Source organism: Kitasatospora sp. NPDC057936 (assembly GCF_042887525.1).
In the GTDB taxonomy this organism is placed as follows: Bacteria; Actinomycetota; Actinomycetes; order Streptomycetales; family Streptomycetaceae; genus Kitasatospora.
On record NZ_JBHVPD010000022.1, the window covers coordinates 84,395 to 101,122 of the forward strand.

Annotated in this window: 13 protein-coding genes; 9 read left to right on the forward strand and 4 right to left on the reverse strand. The window is 74.9% G+C overall.

Translation table 11 applies throughout. The annotated features are described in order from the left end of the window. The first annotated feature begins 52 nt into the window (after positions 1 to 52). Positions 53 to 1,327 (forward strand): hypothetical protein, encoded by a 1,275-nt coding sequence (locus ACFVU9_RS14835; protein WP_387593518.1) that lies wholly within the window; start codon positions 53 to 55, stop codon positions 1,325 to 1,327. Continuing rightward, complete coding sequence (locus tag ACFVU9_RS14840) at positions 1,324 to 2,547, forward strand: glycosyltransferase family 4 protein (RefSeq protein ID WP_387593519.1); 1,224 nt, start codon at positions 1,324 to 1,326, stop codon at positions 2,545 to 2,547. The genes ACFVU9_RS14835 and ACFVU9_RS14840 overlap by 4 nt, the downstream gene beginning before the upstream one ends. On the opposite strand, the gene ACFVU9_RS14845 is transcribed toward ACFVU9_RS14840, so the two are convergent. Further along, a complete protein-coding gene (locus ACFVU9_RS14845; protein ID WP_387593521.1) occupies positions 2,465 to 3,121 on the reverse strand; it encodes a response regulator in 657 nt (218 codons plus the stop codon). The genes ACFVU9_RS14840 and ACFVU9_RS14845 overlap by 83 nt on opposite strands. Further along, a complete protein-coding gene (locus ACFVU9_RS14850) occupies positions 3,109 to 4,386 on the reverse strand; it encodes a sensor histidine kinase (protein ID WP_387593523.1) in 1,278 nt (425 codons plus the stop codon). Before ACFVU9_RS14850 ends, ACFVU9_RS14845 begins: the two co-directional genes overlap by 13 nt. A 216-nt stretch (positions 4,387 to 4,602) precedes the next feature. On the opposite strand from ACFVU9_RS14850, the gene ACFVU9_RS14855 reads away from it, so the two are divergent. From ACFVU9_RS14855 to ACFVU9_RS14865, 3 genes are all read left to right on the forward strand, one after another. After that, entirely contained in the window at positions 4,603 to 6,366 is a 1,764-nt protein-coding gene (locus tag ACFVU9_RS14855; protein WP_387593525.1) for a ricin-type beta-trefoil lectin domain protein, read from the forward strand. 226 nt (positions 6,367 to 6,592) lie between these two features. Continuing rightward, positions 6,593 to 7,126, forward strand: a complete 534-nt coding sequence (locus ACFVU9_RS14860) for a SixA phosphatase family protein (RefSeq protein WP_387593527.1) — start codon at positions 6,593 to 6,595, stop codon at positions 7,124 to 7,126. A 252-nt stretch (positions 7,127 to 7,378) separates the two neighbouring features. Beyond that, the gene (locus tag ACFVU9_RS14865) at positions 7,379 to 8,152 is read left to right on the forward strand and encodes an SDR family oxidoreductase (RefSeq protein ID WP_380446449.1); all 774 of its coding nucleotides are present in this window, start codon (positions 7,379 to 7,381) and stop codon (positions 8,150 to 8,152) included. A gap of 64 nt (positions 8,153 to 8,216) precedes the next feature. On the opposite strand, the gene ACFVU9_RS14870 is transcribed toward ACFVU9_RS14865, so the two are convergent. Beyond that, positions 8,217 to 9,131 (reverse strand): VOC family protein, encoded by a 915-nt coding sequence (locus tag ACFVU9_RS14870; RefSeq protein WP_380493833.1) that lies wholly within the window; start codon positions 9,129 to 9,131, stop codon positions 8,217 to 8,219. A gap of 836 nt (positions 9,132 to 9,967) precedes the next feature. On the opposite strand from ACFVU9_RS14870, the gene ACFVU9_RS14875 reads away from it, so the two are divergent. The 3 genes from ACFVU9_RS14875 to ACFVU9_RS14885 are packed head-to-tail and all read left to right on the forward strand — an operon-like array spanning position 9,968 to position 13,910. Continuing rightward, a complete protein-coding gene (locus ACFVU9_RS14875) occupies positions 9,968 to 11,023 on the forward strand; it encodes a ParB N-terminal domain-containing protein (RefSeq protein ID WP_380493835.1) in 1,056 nt (351 codons plus the stop codon). Continuing rightward, positions 11,020 to 12,258, forward strand: a complete 1,239-nt coding sequence (locus tag ACFVU9_RS14880; protein WP_387593529.1) for an NAD(P)/FAD-dependent oxidoreductase — start codon at positions 11,020 to 11,022, stop codon at positions 12,256 to 12,258. The genes ACFVU9_RS14875 and ACFVU9_RS14880 overlap by 4 nt, the downstream gene beginning before the upstream one ends. After that, positions 12,255 to 13,910, forward strand: a complete 1,656-nt coding sequence (locus tag ACFVU9_RS14885) for an AMP-binding protein (protein WP_387593531.1) — start codon at positions 12,255 to 12,257, stop codon at positions 13,908 to 13,910. Before ACFVU9_RS14880 ends, ACFVU9_RS14885 begins: the two co-directional genes overlap by 4 nt. A gap of 21 nt (positions 13,911 to 13,931) precedes the next feature. Here the strand turns inward: ACFVU9_RS14885 and ACFVU9_RS14890 are convergent, their stop codons facing one another. Next, entirely contained in the window at positions 13,932 to 14,657 is a 726-nt protein-coding gene (locus tag ACFVU9_RS14890) for a thioesterase II family protein (protein WP_380448769.1), read from the reverse strand. Positions 14,658 to 14,802: 145 nt separating this feature from the next. Between ACFVU9_RS14890 and ACFVU9_RS14895 the strand changes: the two genes are divergently transcribed. Beyond that, positions 14,803 to 16,680 carry a KedN5 family methylcobalamin-dependent radical SAM C-methyltransferase gene (locus ACFVU9_RS14895; protein WP_380448771.1) on the forward strand — a complete coding sequence of 626 codons (1,878 nt, stop codon included), beginning with the start codon at positions 14,803 to 14,805 and terminating at the stop codon, positions 16,678 to 16,680. Positions 16,681 to 16,728: the final 48 nt, after the last annotated feature.

Consider the following 16,728-nt stretch of genomic DNA (forward strand, 5'->3'; position numbering starts at 1 on the left):
GTCTCCACCTGGCCGTCATGACCGCCGGGCTCCGGCTCGGTGGAATGGACGGGTGCTGATTCCCCAGGTCAAACCCCATCTCCGGTGGAACCGACGGCTGTTGTGGACGGTCGGCTGGCTCGCCGCCGCCGGGTGGGCGGCGGCCGTCGCCGCCGTCTCCGCCCTGGACACCCACCGGGTCTGGGGCGCGTTCGCCGCGGCCGGCTACCTCGTGGCGGCCGCCGTCTCCACCGGACCGGACCGGGACCGGACCCGTGCCGTCGCGGTGGGTGTAGCGCTGGCCGGGGCCGTGGTCGCGCCACTGCTGTACCTGCTGGCGACCGGCGCGGCGCAGAGCGAGGTCGAGGTGATCGAACGTTCCGGGCGGCTCCTGGTGGAGCACGCGACGCCGTACCTCGACGATCCGCGCTCGGTCGTGGAGGTGACCCCGTACCTGCCCGGCATGGCCCTGCTGGGGCTCCCGAGGGCGGTCCTCGGCGGCGACGGGCCGGTCGCCCGCGTGCTCGGCGACGCCCGGCCGTGGTGCGCGGCGGTGCTGCTCGGCTGCCTGTGGGCAGGCGGACGGGTCGTCACACCGGGGGCGGGCGGTGCGTCCCGGGCCGTCACACCGGCGACGGGCGGTGCGCCGCGGACCGTCCTCGGGGCCCTCGTCGCCTCCCCGGTGATCGCCCTGCCCCTCGCCGTCAGCGGTGTGGACCTGCCCCTCGCCGGACTGCTGTGCCTGGCCCTCGCGTTCGCGTCCCGGAATCGCCCGGTCGCGGCCGGGCTGGCCCTGGCCGCCGCGTGCTCGCTGAAGTGGACGGCCTGGCCCGCCGTTTGCGTCGTGTTCGCGCTGCTCGCCCACCGGGCCGGGCTGCGGGCCGCCGTCCGCGGCGCCGTCACCACGCTGGCCGGAACGGCCGTGGCCGTCCTGCCCGGAGTCCTGCTCTCCCCACGGGCCATGGCCGAGCAGGTCTTCGCCTTCCCCACGGGCCGCGGGGAGTTCGCGACCCCGGCGAGCAGTCCGCTCCCCGGGCGGCTGCTCGCCGACCTGGGGCCGGCCGGGTGGTACGCGGCCGGCGGCCTGCTGCTGGCCGCCGGACTCGCGATCGGTGTCTCGCTCGTGCTGCGGCCGCCCGGCCACCTGGTGGGCGCGGCCGACCGGCTCGCCCTCGGGCTCTCCGCCGCGTTCCTGCTCGCCCCCGCCGGGCGTTTCGGCTACCTCGCCCTGCCGGTGCTGCTCGCCTGCTGGGCGCGGGCCGCCGCGGCCACCCGCCCGCTCTCCGCGCCCGCCCTCGTCTCCGGCACGCGGGTACTCCCCGCCGCACTCAAGGACGTCCCCGCATGACCACCCTGATCGTCACCAACGACTTCCCGCCCCGCCAGGGCGGCATCGAGACCTTCGTCCACGCGATGGCGATGCGGATGCCCGGCCACGACGTGGTGGTGTACACCTCGCGCGAACCCGGCGCGGACCGGTACGACGCCACGCTGCCCTTCCCCGTCGTACGGGACCCCTCGCGCATGCTGCTGCCCACCCCGCGCGTCACCCGACGGGCCCTGGCCATCGCCCGGGAGCACGGCGCGGACCGGGTGTGGTTCGGGGCCGCCGCCCCGCTCGCCGCCATGGCCCGCGACCTGCGGCGCGGCGGCATCCGCCGGACGGTGGCCACCACGCACGGCCACGAGATCTGGTGGGCCCGCACACCGGGGGCGCGGCGCCTGCTGCGCCACGTCGGTGACCACGTCGACGTCGTGACCTACCTCGGCGAGTACACCCGCAGCCGCATCGCCCCCGCCCTCGGCCCGCACGCCCGCCTGGAGCGGCTCGTCCCGGGCGTCGACGCCGAGGCCTTCCGGCCCGCCCACCCGGACGACAAGGGCGCCGAGCGGATACGCGCGCGGCACCGGCTCGCGGGCCGCAGCGTGATCCTGTGCGTCGCGCGGCTGGTGCCCCGCAAGGGGCAGGACGTGCTGATCAGGGCGATGCCCGCGATCCTGCGGCGGGTGCCGGACGCGGTCCTCGTGATCGTCGGCCAGGGGCCGGACGCGGCCCGGCTGCGCCGGCTCGCCGCACGGTGCGCGCCGGGGAGGGTGGTGTTCACCGGCGGGCTCGACCACGTCACGACCGCCGGCTACTACGCCGCCGCCGACGTGTTCGCCATGCCCTGCCGCACCCGGAGGGCCGGGCTGGAGGCGGAGGGCCTGGGCATCGTCTTCCTGGAGGCGTCCGCCGCCGGGCTGCCGGTCGTCGTCGGCGACTCCGGCGGCGCCCCGGACACGGTCCTGGACGGCGTCACCGGCCGGGTGGTCGACGGCCGCTCCCCGGCCGCCGTCGCCGCCGCCCTCGCCGAGACGCTGACCTCGCCGGAGGAGCGGGAGCGACGCGGCGCAGCGGGCCGCGAGTGGGTGGCCCGGCACTGGACCTGGGAGGGCTCGGCGCAGCGGCTGAGCCGCTTGCTGGACCCGGACCTGCCGATCACCGTCACTGGCCGTGTCCTCGCAGGTAGGCAAGGACGGCGAGCACCCGCCGGTTCCCCTCGCTCGGGTCGAGGTCGAGCTTCATGAAGATGTTGCTCGCGTGCTTGACCACGGACGCCTCGGTGACCGTCAGCCGCCGGGCCACGGCCTGGTTGTTGAGGCCCTCCGCCATCAGCCCGAGCACCTCGCGCTCGCGCGGTGTCAGCCGCTGCAGCGGCCCGTCGGAGGCCTTCAGCAGCACCCGGATCACCTCCGGGTCGACGACGGTCTGCCCGCCGGCGACGCGGTCCAGCGCGTCGAGGAACTCGGCGACCTCCCCGACCCGGTCCTTGAGCAGGTAGCCGAAGCCGCCCCCGTCCGCCGCCGGGCCGGTGAACAGCTGCTTGGCGTAGGCGGTCGCCACGTACTGGGAGAGCACCAGCACCGGCAGGCCGGGGTGCCTGGCGCGCAGCTCCAGCGCGGCGCGCAGCCCCTCGTCGCGGAAGTCCGGCGGCATCCGGACGTCGGTGAGGACGACGTCGGGACGGTCCGCGTCCACCGCGCGCGCCAGCTCGGCGGCGTCGCCGACGGCGGCCACCACCTCGTGGCCCACCCGGGTGAGCACCTCCACCAGCCCGGCCCGGAGCAGGACGGCGTCCTCGGCGAGCACTACGCGGAGCACGGCACCTCCACCCGCAGCCGGGTCGGTCCGCCGACGGGACTGGTCACGATGAGCCTCCCCTTCAGGATCGCCACCCGGTCGGCCAGGCCTTGCAGCCCGGACCCGGCGGACGGGTCGGCGCCGCCGCGTCCGTCGTCGCCGACCTCCAGGACGAGCCGGTCGCCCACCAGGCGGCCGCGGACGGTGACCGCCGCGGCGCCGCTGTGCTTGGCCGCGTTGGCCAGGGCCTCGGTGACGGTGAAGTACGCCGTGCTCTCCACCGGGGCGGGCAGCCGGCGCGGCAGGTCGATGTCGACCGTGACAGGAACGGGGTTGCGCAGGGCGAGTTCCTCCACGGCCGCCGCCAGGCCGTGGTCGGTCAGCACCTGCGGGTGGATGTCACGGACCAGGCTGCGCAGCTGCTCCAGCGCCTGGCGGGCCTCCCCGCGGGCCCGGGCGATCAGCGGCAGCGCGGCCGACTCCTGCCCGCGCAGCTCCAGTTCGGCCAGTCCCAGGGTCATGGTCAGGGCGACGAGCTGCTGCTGGGCGCCGTCGTGCAGATCGCGCTCGATGCGCCGCCGCTCGGCCTCGAACGCGTCGACCAGCCGGGCCCGGGAGCGGGTCAGCTCGATGATCCGCCTGCCGAGGTCCTCCTCCCGCGCGGAGAGGAGGAGTTGGGCCGCCTTGACCTGCGCCCCGGCGAGCAGCCCGCCCGCGTACGCGGCCAGCACCAGGCCGACGAGCCCCGCCGCCGTGCCGGGCAGACCGCCGACCGGGTCGGAGATCGACCGCCCAGGGATCAGCATCACCGTGTCGGGGGCGATCGCCCACACGATCACGGGGGTGACCAGCAGCATCGCCGAGAACGCGAGGAGGGCGGTGAAGCCGAGGCCCGCCGCCGTGAACACGACGGCGTGCAGCAGGGCGTAGGACAGCTCCCGCCAGGTGGCGCGCTCCTTGAGCCGGGTCCGCAGCCACGGCCACGCGCCGGCCCCGGGGAGCGAGGCGTGCGGGTCGGGCAGCGGCACCGGCTCCACGATCCGCAGCCGGCGGCGCTCAAGGGCGGCCACCGGGATCCCCGCCACCGGGACGGCCGCCAGGACCAGCAGGCCCACCCCGACCACGGACAGCCCCAGCCCCACGGCCAGCAGCAGCGCGAGGACGACGAGCAGCAGGAGACCGAGGACCGTGCCGCTCAGCAGGAACGCCCATGCGCGCAGCGGCCACAGGGACCGGAGGAAGCGGTCGGGGCGCCGGCGTACGGCCTCCCAGACGGCGACGGTCATCGTGAGGGCCCTCCCCGTGGGTTCGGGGAACGCCTCCCCGCATGCTCCGTACAAGATCCACTGTAACGGGTGGCGACTTCCGCCCTACAGGGGCCTGTCGCCACTTGCACTGCAAATGCTCAGAGTTGCAAATTCTGTCGCTCTTATTGACGTCAATGAGCAGGCACAGTGCACTGGTTGCGCACTCCTCCACAGCCCCGACGCCAGGAGTCCGCCATGCAGCCCTTACGCACGTCCTTCCGGACGGCCTTCCGCAGGCCCTTCCGCACGTCCCGGCGCAGACTCGCGGCCGGCGCACTGTCAGCCGCGCTGCTCGCCCTGCCGTTGACCGCCACGACCGCCACGACCGCCCACGCCTCCCCCACCTCCACCCCCACCGCCTCCCCCACCGCCACCTCCGGCGCCGGCCGGGCGCTCGCCGTCACCCCGCCGATGGGCTGGAACGACTGGGCCCACTACCAGTGCGGCATCGACGAACGGACCGTCACCGCCAACGCGGACGCCCTGGTCTCCACCGGCCTCGCCGCCAAGGGCTACACCACCGTCACCGTGGACGACTGCTGGATGTCCACCGCCCGGGACGCGAGCGGCAGCCTCACCGCCGATCCGGCCAAGTTCCCCCACGGCATGGCCTGGCTCGGCTCCTACCTCCACACCCGCGGCCTCGGGTTCGGCATCTACGAGGACGCCGGCTCCAGCACCTGCGGCGGCTACCCCGGCAGCGGCACCGGCGCGAACGGCGAACCCGACCACTTCGCGCAGGACGCCGCCACCTTCGCCGCGTGGGGCGTCGACTACCTCAAGCTGGACGGCTGCAACCTCCGGGTCGCCGCCGGCCAGACCCAGGAACAGGCCTACCGCCAGGCCTACGACGCCCAGTCCGCCGCCCTCCGGTCCGCCGGCCGCGACATCGTGTTCTCCGAGTCCGCGCCCGCCTACTTCCAGAGCGGCGAGTGGGGCGACCGGAACTGGTACGACGTGCTCTCCTGGGTCGGCCAGGACGGCCAGCTCTGGCGCGAGGGCTACGACATCGCGACCTACGACGCCGCCCACCCCGCCGCGAGCCGCTGGTCCAGCGTGCTCGGCAACTACGGCTACAACCGCTGGATCGGCTCCTTCGCCTCCCCCGGCAACTGGAACGACCCCGACTTCCTCATCGCCGGCGACGGCGGCCTGACCGACGACGAGGCGCGCAGCCAGGTCGCCCTCTGGTCGATGATGGCCGCCCCGCTGATCCTCTCCTCCGACGTCTCCCAGCTCACCCCCGCGGGGCTGGGCGCGCTCGGCGACACCGACCTGATCGCCGTCGACCAGGACCCGCTCGGCCGGCAGGCGGGCGTGGTGTCCAGCACCTCCGCCGCCGACGTGCTGGCCCGGCCGCTGGCCGGCGGGGACCGCGCGGTCGCGGTGCTGAACCGCTCGAACAGCGCGCAGACCCTCACCGTCCCACTGGCGACCATCGGCCTGCCCGGCTGCACGGCGACGGCCAAGGACCTCTGGACCGGCCGGACTTCGGCCGTCTCCACCACCCTGAGCCAGACCGTCCCGGCCCACGGCACCGCCGTCTGGCGGCTCACCCCCGGCACCGGCTGCGCCCCCGCCGTCCCGACCGGCCAGGTCACCGGCAACGGCGCCAAGTGCATGGACGACACCGCCAGCGGCACCGCGGACGGCACCCCGGTGATCCTCTACGACTGCACCGGCAACGCCAACCAGCGCTGGACCAGGACCGCCGACGGCACCGTCCGCACCCTCGGCAAGTGCCTCACCGCCACCGGCCCGTCGGCCGGCAGCCGGGCGGTCCTCGCCACCTGCACCGGCAGCGCCCTCCAGCAGTGGACCCCGGCCCCGGACGGCACCCTCACCGACTCCGGCCTCTGCCTCGACGTGACGGGCGGCGCCACCGCCTCCGGCACCGCACTGGAACTCTGGACCTGCGGCAGCCACCAGGCCAACCAGTACTGGTCCCTCCCGGTCTGACGGACCAGCGACCGACAGGGTGCTCTCCGCGGGCCGACCAGCCGCCTGCGGAGAGCACTGTCGGTGCCGGGTGCCATGATCGGGCGCATGGGTGTTCTCTTCGGCTACTACGCCGCCGGCGGTGACGAGCTCGCGTGGCGGGCCGTCGCGCGGGAGCAGCACCTCTGCTGCTGGATCCGCCCGTAGCCGAGGGTCGCGCCGGGCCGGTCTGTGGCAGCGTGGAGGCATGAGCGACACGACCACGCCCCCGCCGCCCCGCACGCTGATCGTGCTGCGCCACGCGAAGTCCGCGTGGCCGGCGGACGTGCCCGACGAGAAGCGCCCGCTGGGCCCGCGCGGGCGGCGCGACGCGCCCGAGGCGGGCCGATGGCTGCGCGACCGGGGGCTGCTGCCGGACGTGGTCGTGTGCTCGCCGGCGCGGCGGGCGCGCGAGACGTGGGACCTGGCGGCCGCCGAGCTGCCGGGTGCACCCTCCGCGACGGTCGACCCCCGGGTGTACACCGCGGACGCCGACGACCTCGTCGAGGTCCTGCGGGAACAGCCCCGCGACGCGACGACCGTCCTCCTCGTCGGCCACAACCCGGCCCTGGAGGACCTGATCCTCGGCCTCGCCGCCGACCCGGGCGGCGAGGCCCTCGACCGCGTCCGGGAGAAGTACCCGACCAGCGGCCTCGCGGTACTGGAAATCGCCGGTGCGTGGGACGAGTTGGACTCGGCCCGCCTCCGCGACTTCGTCGTCCCCCGCGGGGCGCGCACCTGACCCGGTCCCGCCCACGCCGGTCAGCGATCGATCGCCGGAGCAGCCGGCGGTCCGGGCGAACGAACACGGCCCACGCGAGGCTAGCGGGCCGTCCGGGGGTGGATCAACGGCTCGGGGTGGGCGGGGTGTTCGAGTGCTGACGGGGGGCGGTTGAACGCGGGTGGGGCGTTCGGGGCGGGGGTGGTGGGCGGGTGCGGGGGCGGTGTACTCGTTGCCGGGTCGGATCGGTGCGGACCTGGGGAGTTCTCCGTGGTGGGACAGCAGAGTGGGGTCCGGGTGGCCCTGGTGACCGGTGGGGTCTCGGGGATCGGGCGGGCGGTGGTGGAGGACCTGGTGCGGCACGGGCACCGGGTGGTGGTGCTGGACCGGGAGGAGCCCCGGGAGCCGCTGCCCGACGGGGCCGCCCTGGTGCTCGGGGACGTGCGCAGCGCGGCGGACAACGAGCGGGCGGTGCGCACCGCGGTGGAGGCGCACGGCGGGCTGGACGTGCTGGTGGGCAACGCCGGGATCCACGACGGCGGGGTCGGGCTGCGCGACCGGCCGGCCGCCGAACTGGCCGAGCTGGCGCGGCGGGTGCTGGACGTGGACGCGGTGGGCTACCTGCTGGCGGCCCGGGCGGCGGCGGAGCCTCTGCTGGAGCGGCGCGGCGCGATGGTGTTCACGCTGTCCGACGCCTCGTACGTGGTGCGCGGCAACGGTTCGGGGGTCGCCTACGCGATGGCCAAGCACGCCGCGGTCGGGCTGGTCCGGCACCTGGCGGCGGACCTCGCGCCCCGGGTGCGGGTGAACGCGGTGGCCCCGGGCGGCGTGGTGACGGGGCTGCGCGCGGCGGTGGGGCCGGAGGGGTCCGCGGAGGTGTTCGGCGATCCGGACGGGATCAGCGCGGTGATCCGGGACTTCAATCCGCTGCGCGTGGTGCTGACGCCCGCGCAACTGGCGCCGCTGTACCGCTTCCTGGCCTCGGACGACGCGCACGGGATGACGGGCGAGGTGCTCCGCCCGGACGGCGGCCTGGACGTGCGCTGACGGGGGCGCGAGCACCGCCGTGGGGCCGGGCGCCGCAGGAGCGCCCGGCCCCACGGGCGTGCCGTCACACCGGCGGGGGCGTCCAGGTGCCGGGGTCGGGGCGGCCGATCAGGGTCGCGGAGACGAGTTCGTCGCGCGCGTTGGCGGTGCCCCAGACGTCGGTGGTCTGGGCGTTGGCCGGATAGACCTTCGGGGTCCAGCCGTGCTCCTCGTCGATCACCTGGGCGGCGGTGGTGTACTCCAGTACGAAACCGGAGGACGGCTCCTGGAAATAGGAGAAGGTGTTCTGCCCGACGCCGTGCCGTCCCGGCCCCCAGACCGGGGCAATGCCCGAGCGCATCAGCGCGCCGGTGGCCCGCATGAACTCGTCGAGTCCGCGGACCTCGAAAGCCACGTGGTTGAGCGAGGTGTGCGGGGCGCGGGTGAAGGCGATGGTGTGGTGCACCGGGCCGGTGCGCAGAAAGCACATCACGTCCTCGACCCAGTCGGTCACCCGGAATCCCATGACCGTCTCGTAGAACTCGCGCGCCACCTGGATATCGGGCGTGTTGAGCACGACGTGGCCAATCCCCTTGGGGCGGGTCTCGCTCGCGGTCACGGGTGTGAACACCCGCCCCGCCACGTCGGCGGAGACCTCGACCGTCCGGCCGTCGCAGTCCAGGAACCGCACCGCGTGGCCCCCGCCGAGGTCCTGGCGCGGGCCGGGCTCGCCGAGCAGCCGGCCGCGCGGGTGGGCGGCCACCCGCGCGGCGACGCGGTCCACCTCGGCCGCCGACTCGGCCGCGAGCGCGATCAGGTCGACCCTCGGCTCGTCGGTGGCGCGTAGCCGGAGCACGTGGCTCTCGGGGCAGCCCGCACCGAAATAGATCCGGTCGCCGTCGCGTTCGACGACCTCCAGTTGCCAGCGATTCTCGTAGAATTCCGCGGCGCTCCGGAGATCCGGTACGCCCAGACCGACATGCCGCACGTGCAGGACCATGCTGCTCCCTGAGGACATTTCGAGGATTCACGCCGTGGAATAGCGCGGGAAATCAATGGATGAACTCGAACGGAACGGCCGGAGTTCGACCCGCTTCGCACCCTAGGCGGATTTCCGGGGGAAGTCGACGGTGGCCGCGCACCCGCTATTCGCACACGCATCCGCACGTACACCCGGCCGTGGCTGCGCGCGGCCTGCACACCGCCGCCCTCCGCCGTGCGCGCATTCTCATGAGGATTCGCACGCACATTCGCAGCCGGCCATGTACGGGCGCCGGGCCGCCCCGACCGGATCCCGACGCTTCGGCGGCGGGTCGACGCCAGTGGCGGGATTCCGCCACCAGCCCTGTCACACGGGCATCTTGACGTCCCACAGGGCGCTTGAGGCCCGCTGCGGGCGCGACGGACCGGGCCGCGCGCCCGCCGCCACGGCGGCGCCCCACGGCCGCGAGCACACCGCGCACCCGATCGGCGCGAACCACGCCGACGTCGCTTTGGAATTGACCGAAGCTTTCCGTTGATTCGTCCGCCGCCGGCGCCCCCGGCGCCCGGGAACAGGATTGCCTACCCGGCCGCGGCCCGCCTCACACCCGGGGCCGGGAATTGTCCCGGGGCCGTCGGAGCCCTTGACTGTTCGCAGCTAAATCACGCATTGTCAGGAACATTGACGGGGGGCGACAACGGGATGCGGACGCTCGGCGGGCGCCGATCCACGGGTCGCCCCAGAAATTGGAAAATCCGCTGAACCTCAACGACTTCGGGAACGTTACCGCCTGAGCCGACCCAGGCGCGCGTTCCCGGACAACGGTTCCGTCACACACGGGGAGTAGCGTCGAGATGAGCACGACTCAGCCTTTCTGTCACGTCGGCGATCCCACCTCACTGCTGCTGTCGCTCCGGCACGACAAGCTGCAGCGGTCCGCCGTCACCGTCGTGCCGATCCGGGTGCTCCTCGACGCCGACTCGCCCAGACTGGAGGGCGAGGACGGCGAGCACGTGCGGCTGCTCGCCGCCTCCGACGCCACCCACCCGCCGATCCTGGTGCACCAGCCGTCGATGCGGGTGGTCGACGGCATGCACCGGCTGCGGGCCGCGGAGCTGCGCGGCCAGCAGGAGATCGAGGTCCGCTTCTTCCAGGGCAGCGAGGCCGACGTCTTCCTGCTCTCGGTGGCCGCCAACATCAAGCACGGGCTGCCGCTCTCGCTGGCCGACCGCAGCTCGGCGGCCCGGCGGATCTTCGCCACCCACCCCGCCTGGTCGGACCGGATGGTCGCCTCCGTCGCCGGGCTGTCCGCCAAGAAGGTCGCCGAGCTGCGCCAGGAGCAGGTCTCCCACCTGCCCAAGCTCACCAGCCGGATCGGCCGCGACGGCCGTTCCCGGCCGCTGGACTGCTCCCAGGGGCGGGAACGCGCCGTCGAACTGATCGCCAGCAACCCCCAGGCCTCGCTGCGCCAGATAGCCAGGGAGGCCGGCATCTCCCCGGCCACCGCGGCCGACGTGCGCGACCGGCTGCGCCGCGGCGAGGACCCGGTGCCGGCCCGGCGCCGAGGCGGCGGCGCCGAGCGGAACGCACCGCCGCGCGAGCCCGCGGCGCAGCGCCAGGAGCCCAAGTCCCCGGCCGAGTTGGCCGGGCTGTTCGACCGGCTGCGCAAGGACCCGTCCCTGCGCTTCAACGAGACGGGCCGCACGCTGCTGCGGATGTTCGACGCCTGCCACGCGGTGGTCCGCGAGCAGCAGGAGATCGCCCAACGCCTGCCCGCGCACTGCCTGGTGTCGGTGGTCGAGCTCAGCCACGGCTGCGCCGGGATCCTCCAGTCGCTGGCCGACAGCCTCCAGCGGGGCGACGCACCGCGGGCCGCCGGGCCGGTTCAAGCGCGGACGAGCGTCAGTTGAACACCGCCGCGGCGCAGCCGCCGTCCCCCGGAACCGAGGTCGACGTGGTCGTGGTCGGCGCCCGCTGCACCGGCTCCCCGCTGGCCATGCTGCTCGCCCGGCAGGGCCACCGGGTCCTGGTGCTGGAGCGCGACCGCTTCCCCAGCGACACCATGTCCACCCACTGGGTGCAGCGGCCCGGGATCGAACGGCTCGCCCGCTGGGGCCTGTTGGACGCCCTAGCCGACACCGGCTGCCCGCCCCTGGAGCGGATCAGCCTGGACTTCGGCGGCCTCGCCCTGAGCGGCGCGCCGACCTCCGACGACGCGGCCACCGGCCCGGCCGTCACCTACGCGCCGCGCCGCACCGTCCTGGACCGGCTGCTCGCCGACGCGGCCCGGGCGGCCGGGGCCGAACTGCGCGAGGGCGTCACCGTGCTGGACGTGCTGCGCGAGGCGGACGGCGGTCCCGTCAGCGGCGTGCTCGCCGGGACCGCGGACGGCGGCCGGTTCACCGTCCGGGCGAGGGTCGTGGTCGGGGCCGACGGCCGCAACTCGACCGTCGCCCGCGCCGTCGACGCCCCGGTGCTCGTCGACCGCGGCCCGCTCGCCGCGACCGCCTACGCCTACTGGACCGGGCTTGCGGTGGACGGCGTCGAGGCGCACTTCCGGCCGGGCAGCGGCCTGTCCATGTGGCCCACCCACGAGGGCCGCACCGTCGTCGCGCTCAGCCTGCGCCGCGAGGCGTTCCGCGCCTGGGGGCGCGACCGGCGGCGCGGCTACCTCGACGCGCTCGCGGGCTTCCCCGGCGCCGCCGGACGGATCGCCGCGGCCCGCCTCGCCGGCCCGGTGCGCGGCGCCGCAGGCCTGCGCAACTACTACCGCCAGTCGCACGGCCCCGGCTGGGCCCTGGCCGGCGACGCCGGCCACCACAAGGACCCGATCGCCGCCCGCGGCATCTCCGACGCCTTCACCGACGCCGAGAACCTCGCCGCCGCCCTGCACGACGCCCTCACCGGGAAGCTGCCGCCGGACCGCGCCCTCGCCCGCTACCAGGCCCGGCGGGACGCGGGCTCCGCCGCGATGTTCGAGTTCGCGTGCCGCCAGGCCGCGCTGACCGGGGCGGACGAGCACCTGACCACGGCCGTGCGGCAGGCGAGGGAGGACCCGGTCGCGGCCGGCCGGCTGCTCGGCGTCTTCGCCGGGGCCCGCCGCCTGGACGAGCTCCTCCCCCGCACCGCCCAGGGCACCCGGTGACGGCGCGCGGGCTGCTCGACTGGCTGGACGCACCGGACCCGGACCGCGGCATCCGCTTCCTCCGGCCGGACGGCACCTGGATGCGGCACCCGTACCCCGAACTGGCGGGCGCCGCCCACGCGGTGGCCCGGCGGCTGCGGGTGGCCGGCGTGCGGCCCGGCCGGGCGGTGGCCCTGGTGCTCGGCTCCGGGCCGGAGTTCGTCGCGGCCTTCTTCGGCGCGCTGCTGTGCGGAGCGGTACCCGCGCCGCTCGCGCCGCCGGCGACCTTCCAGGACGACGCCGCCTACCGCGACGGGCTGACGGCCCGACTCGCCGTCCTGCGACCGGCGGTGATTCTGACCGGCGCCGAAACGGCGGGCCTCGGTCCGCCCACCACCGCCGCCCCCGTGCTCGACCTCGCCGCCGCATGGCCCGACGGGTGCGCCGCCGACGCTGCTCCTGTGGGGACGCCCGCGACCGCGCTCGTCCAGTTCACCTCCGGCTCCAGCGGGCCGGCCCGCGCGGTCGTGGTCTCCGCGCGGGCCCTGGAGGCGAACCTGGCCGCCGTCCGGCAGTGGCTGCGCATGGGGCCGGACGACCCCACCGCCACATGGCTGCCGTTCCACCACGACATGGGGCTCGTCGGCTGCCTGCTCACCCCGGTCACCACCGGCGCCGACCTGTGGGTGCTGCGCCCGGAGGACTTCGTCCGCTCGCCGCTCGCCTGGCTGCGCTGCTTCGGCGAGCACGGCGCGCGGCTCACGGCGGCGCCCGCGTTCGGGCTGGCCCACGTGCTGCGCAGGGTCCGGCCGGAGGCGCTGGCGGGGCTGGACTTCGGGCGGTGGCGGGCGGTCATCACCGGTGCCGAGCGGATCGATCCGGCCATCCTGTCCGGCTTCGTGGAGCTGCTCGCGCCGCACGGGTTCCGCGCCGCGTCGATGCTGCCGGCCTACGGACTCGCCGAGGCCACCCTGGCCGTCACCGGCGTGCCGCTGGCCGAGGAGCCGACCACCCTGCGAGTGGACCGGAGCGCGCTGCGGACGGGGGACCCGATCCGGCCAGCCGGTGCCGGCACCCCACCGGACCGACGCCTCGAACTCGTCGGCTGCGGAAGCCCGCTGCTGCCGGACGGCCGGATCCGCATCGTCGGCCACCGGGGCGAGGAGCTGCCGCCGGGCCGGGTCGGCGAGATCGTCTGCGCCGGGTCCTCGATCGCCGACGGCTACCTCGGAGCCGCCGCCTTCGACCCCACCGGGCTCCGCACCGGGGACAGCGGCTTCCTGCACGAGGGCCGGCTCTACGTCCTCGGCCGCCTCGGGGACAGCCTGAAGCAGCGGGCCCGCACCGTCTTCGCCGAGGACCTGGAGGCGGTGCTGGCGGGCGTCGCGGAGCTGCGGCACCGCCGCCCGGCCGTGCTGCTGGGCGCCCTCGACGGCGTCGACACCGCCGTGGCGGTGGTCGAGGGCCGGGAGGGGGCCTGGGTGGCGACGGCCGTCGAGCGGCTGCGGCGCGGGCTCGACGGCGCCGAGGTCGTGGTGGTGGCCGGTCCGTCCGGGCTGATCCGCCGCACGTCCAGCGGCAAGCCCCGGCGACGGCCGATGTGGGAGGCCTTCGCGGCGGGCACGCTGGGCGGGCGGGTGGTGGGCGGCACAGCGGGCACCCGGCGCGCATGACCGGCCCACCACCTGCGCTCCTCAGCCGAGTTCGGCCCGCAGCACGGCCGCCACCGCGCCCGGGTCCTCCAGCAGCAGGTTGTGCCCGCCGGGCAGCAGGCCGAGCCGGAACCCGCCGGTGGTGAAGCGCGACCAGGCCGCCACGTCCTCCTCCGCCACCGAGTGGTCCGCCTCGCCGAGCAGCGCGAGCACCGGCGCCCCGATCGGGTCGACCGCGAACTCGTGCCGCTCGATGGCCTCGTAGTCGGCCCGCAGCGCGGGCAGGACCAGCTCCCGCAGCTCGGGCTGGCCGAGGACCGCCTCGGGCAGGTAGCCGTCCCGCGCCACCTGGGCCAGGAACTCGTCGTCGGGCAGCCGCCAGGTGTGCACCGGGGGGATCCGGTCCGGCGCCTGCTGGGCCGAGAGGACCAGCCCCGACAGCAGTCCCGGGGGCAGCCGGCGGGCCGTCTCGTAGGCGAACACCGCGCCGCCGCAGTGGCCGTAGAACACCACCCGGCGCCCGTCGGCGTGCGCGGCGACCTGCTCGGCGAGGCCGTCGCACAGGGGGCCGAGCTCGGTGTACGGCTCCTCGTCCATCCGCGACTCGCGCCCGGGCAGCCGCACCGCCACCGCCCGGCAGGCGTCGCCCAGCCCCCGGCACAGCGGCTTGACCGCGGCGGCGCCCGCACCGGCGTGCGGGAACGCGTACAGCACCGTCGCGGCGGAGTCCTGCCCGGATATCTCCACCAGCCATCGATATTTTGCCATGGACGGCATGATAGGCATTTCCGGCGCCCGCTGTCCGCGTTCCGGTCAAACGCCGCTTTACCCTTCCTCCGTGGACCGTCAGACTTTCTCCCGAACCATTCGACGTGGAGAATTGGAGCGCTGAATGCATGGTCCTCAGCTCAGGGTGGCACTCGTTCAGCAGGGCGTCTGGGACATGCCGCTGGAATCCATGCCGCTGGCCTCCGGATACCTGAAGGCGATGATTCTGGAGGACCCCGGACTCCGGTCCGGGACGGCGGTCGAGATCTGCAACTTCCGGGGCCGCGTGACGCACGGGGAGATGGCCCACCGGCTGTTCCGCGAGGAGCTCCCCGACCTCGTCGGCTTCTCCGTCCTGGGCTGGAACGTGCGGGCCTTCGGGGCGCTCGCCGCGACCTACCGCCAACTGCAGCCCGACGGCTGGACGGTGTTCGGCGGCACGCACGTCAGCGGCCAGGCGGAGCGGGTGTTCCGGCTCCACCCGGAGGTCGACGTGATCGTCAACGGCGAGGGCGAGCTGACCTTCCCCGAGCTGGTCAGGGCCCGCCGCGACGGCCGCTCCCGGCACGAGCTCGACGACATCGCCGGGATATCGTTCCGGCGCCCCGACGGCACCGTCGTGACCACGCCGGACCGGCCCCGGATCGAGAACCTCGATATCATTCCCTCGCCCTTCCTGACCGGCGCGATCGACCTGCTCGACGAGGCCGGGAACTTCCGTTACGACGTCGCCCTGATCGAGACCAACCGGGGCTGCCCGTACAAATGCGCCTTCTGCTACTGGGGCGGCGCCGTCGGCCAGCGCGTGCGGGCCTTCTCGCGCGAGCGGCTGCGCGCCGAACTCGAACTCTTCGGCAAACTCGGCGTGCACACCGTGGTGGCCTGCGACGCGAACTTCGGGATGCTGCCGATCGACCTCGAACTGGTCGAGGACCTCATTTCCATCAATCGCCGGCTGGGATTTCCCCGGGCCTTCGAGACCTCCTGGGCGAAGAACAAGTCGAAGGTGTTCTACGAGATCGTGCGGCGGATGAAGGAGGCCGGCCTGCGCAGTTCGTTCACCCTCGCCCTGCAGTCGCTCAGCCCGGACGCCCTGGACTCGATGCGCCGGCGCAACATGAAGGTCAACGACTGGCGGGAGCTCGTCGAGTGGCTCGGGCGCGAGGGCCTGGACTGCTACGCCGAGCTGATCTGGGGCGCACCGGGCGAGACCGTCGAGTCCTTCCTGCGCGGCTACGACGAACTCGCCGAGCACGTCTCGCGGATCGCCGTCTACCCGATCATGCTGCTTCCCAACACGGAGTACTCCGAGCAGAAGGAGGTCCACGGGATCGTCGCGCTGCGCGGTGACCACGACGACTTCGAGTACGTGCTGGCGCACCGCACCATGACCTTCGAGGACAACGCCCGGATGCAGCGGTTCCTGTTCTGGGCGCGGGTGGTGGCCGAGAACGCCGTGCTGCGGCACTGCTGGCTGCCGCTGCGGCGGCTGGCCGGGTGGACCCAGTCCGAGGTCCTCGACAGCCTGGCCGACTGGATCGACACCACCCCGGCCCCCGAGGCCGCGCCGCTGCGCGAGGCGGCCGCGCGGGCGCACGGCGGCGGCGCCCCCGCCTACGCGGCGGCGATCGGCTACCTGTTCACCGAGCAGGCGGGCCGCACGGCGCTCGAACGCTGGTGGGGCGAGGCGGTGAGCCCCCGGCTCGGCGCGGAGCACCGGGCGTTCCTGGACGAGGTGTTCCGCTACGACCTGCTGACCCAGCCGGTCGTGGCGGACCAGGAGGCGCTGGTCGAGGAGGTGGCGGGCCGCGGCTACTTCCGGCGGGCCGGGGTGACGTTCAGCCACAACGTCCCGGCGGCGCTGGCCCTGATGCGGGCCGGGCAGGAGCCGGACCTCGGCCCGGACCCGACCTGCCTGGACCTCTACTACCGCAGCGGCGCGCTGAACGCGGTGCGCTCCACGAACCACGAGGAGATCGTCCACTTCATGGGCGAGCCCCGGCCGGCCGGGGCGGCGTTCTGACGGGCCCCGCACGACGGAACGGGCGGTGGCGGGGATCTCCCGCCACCG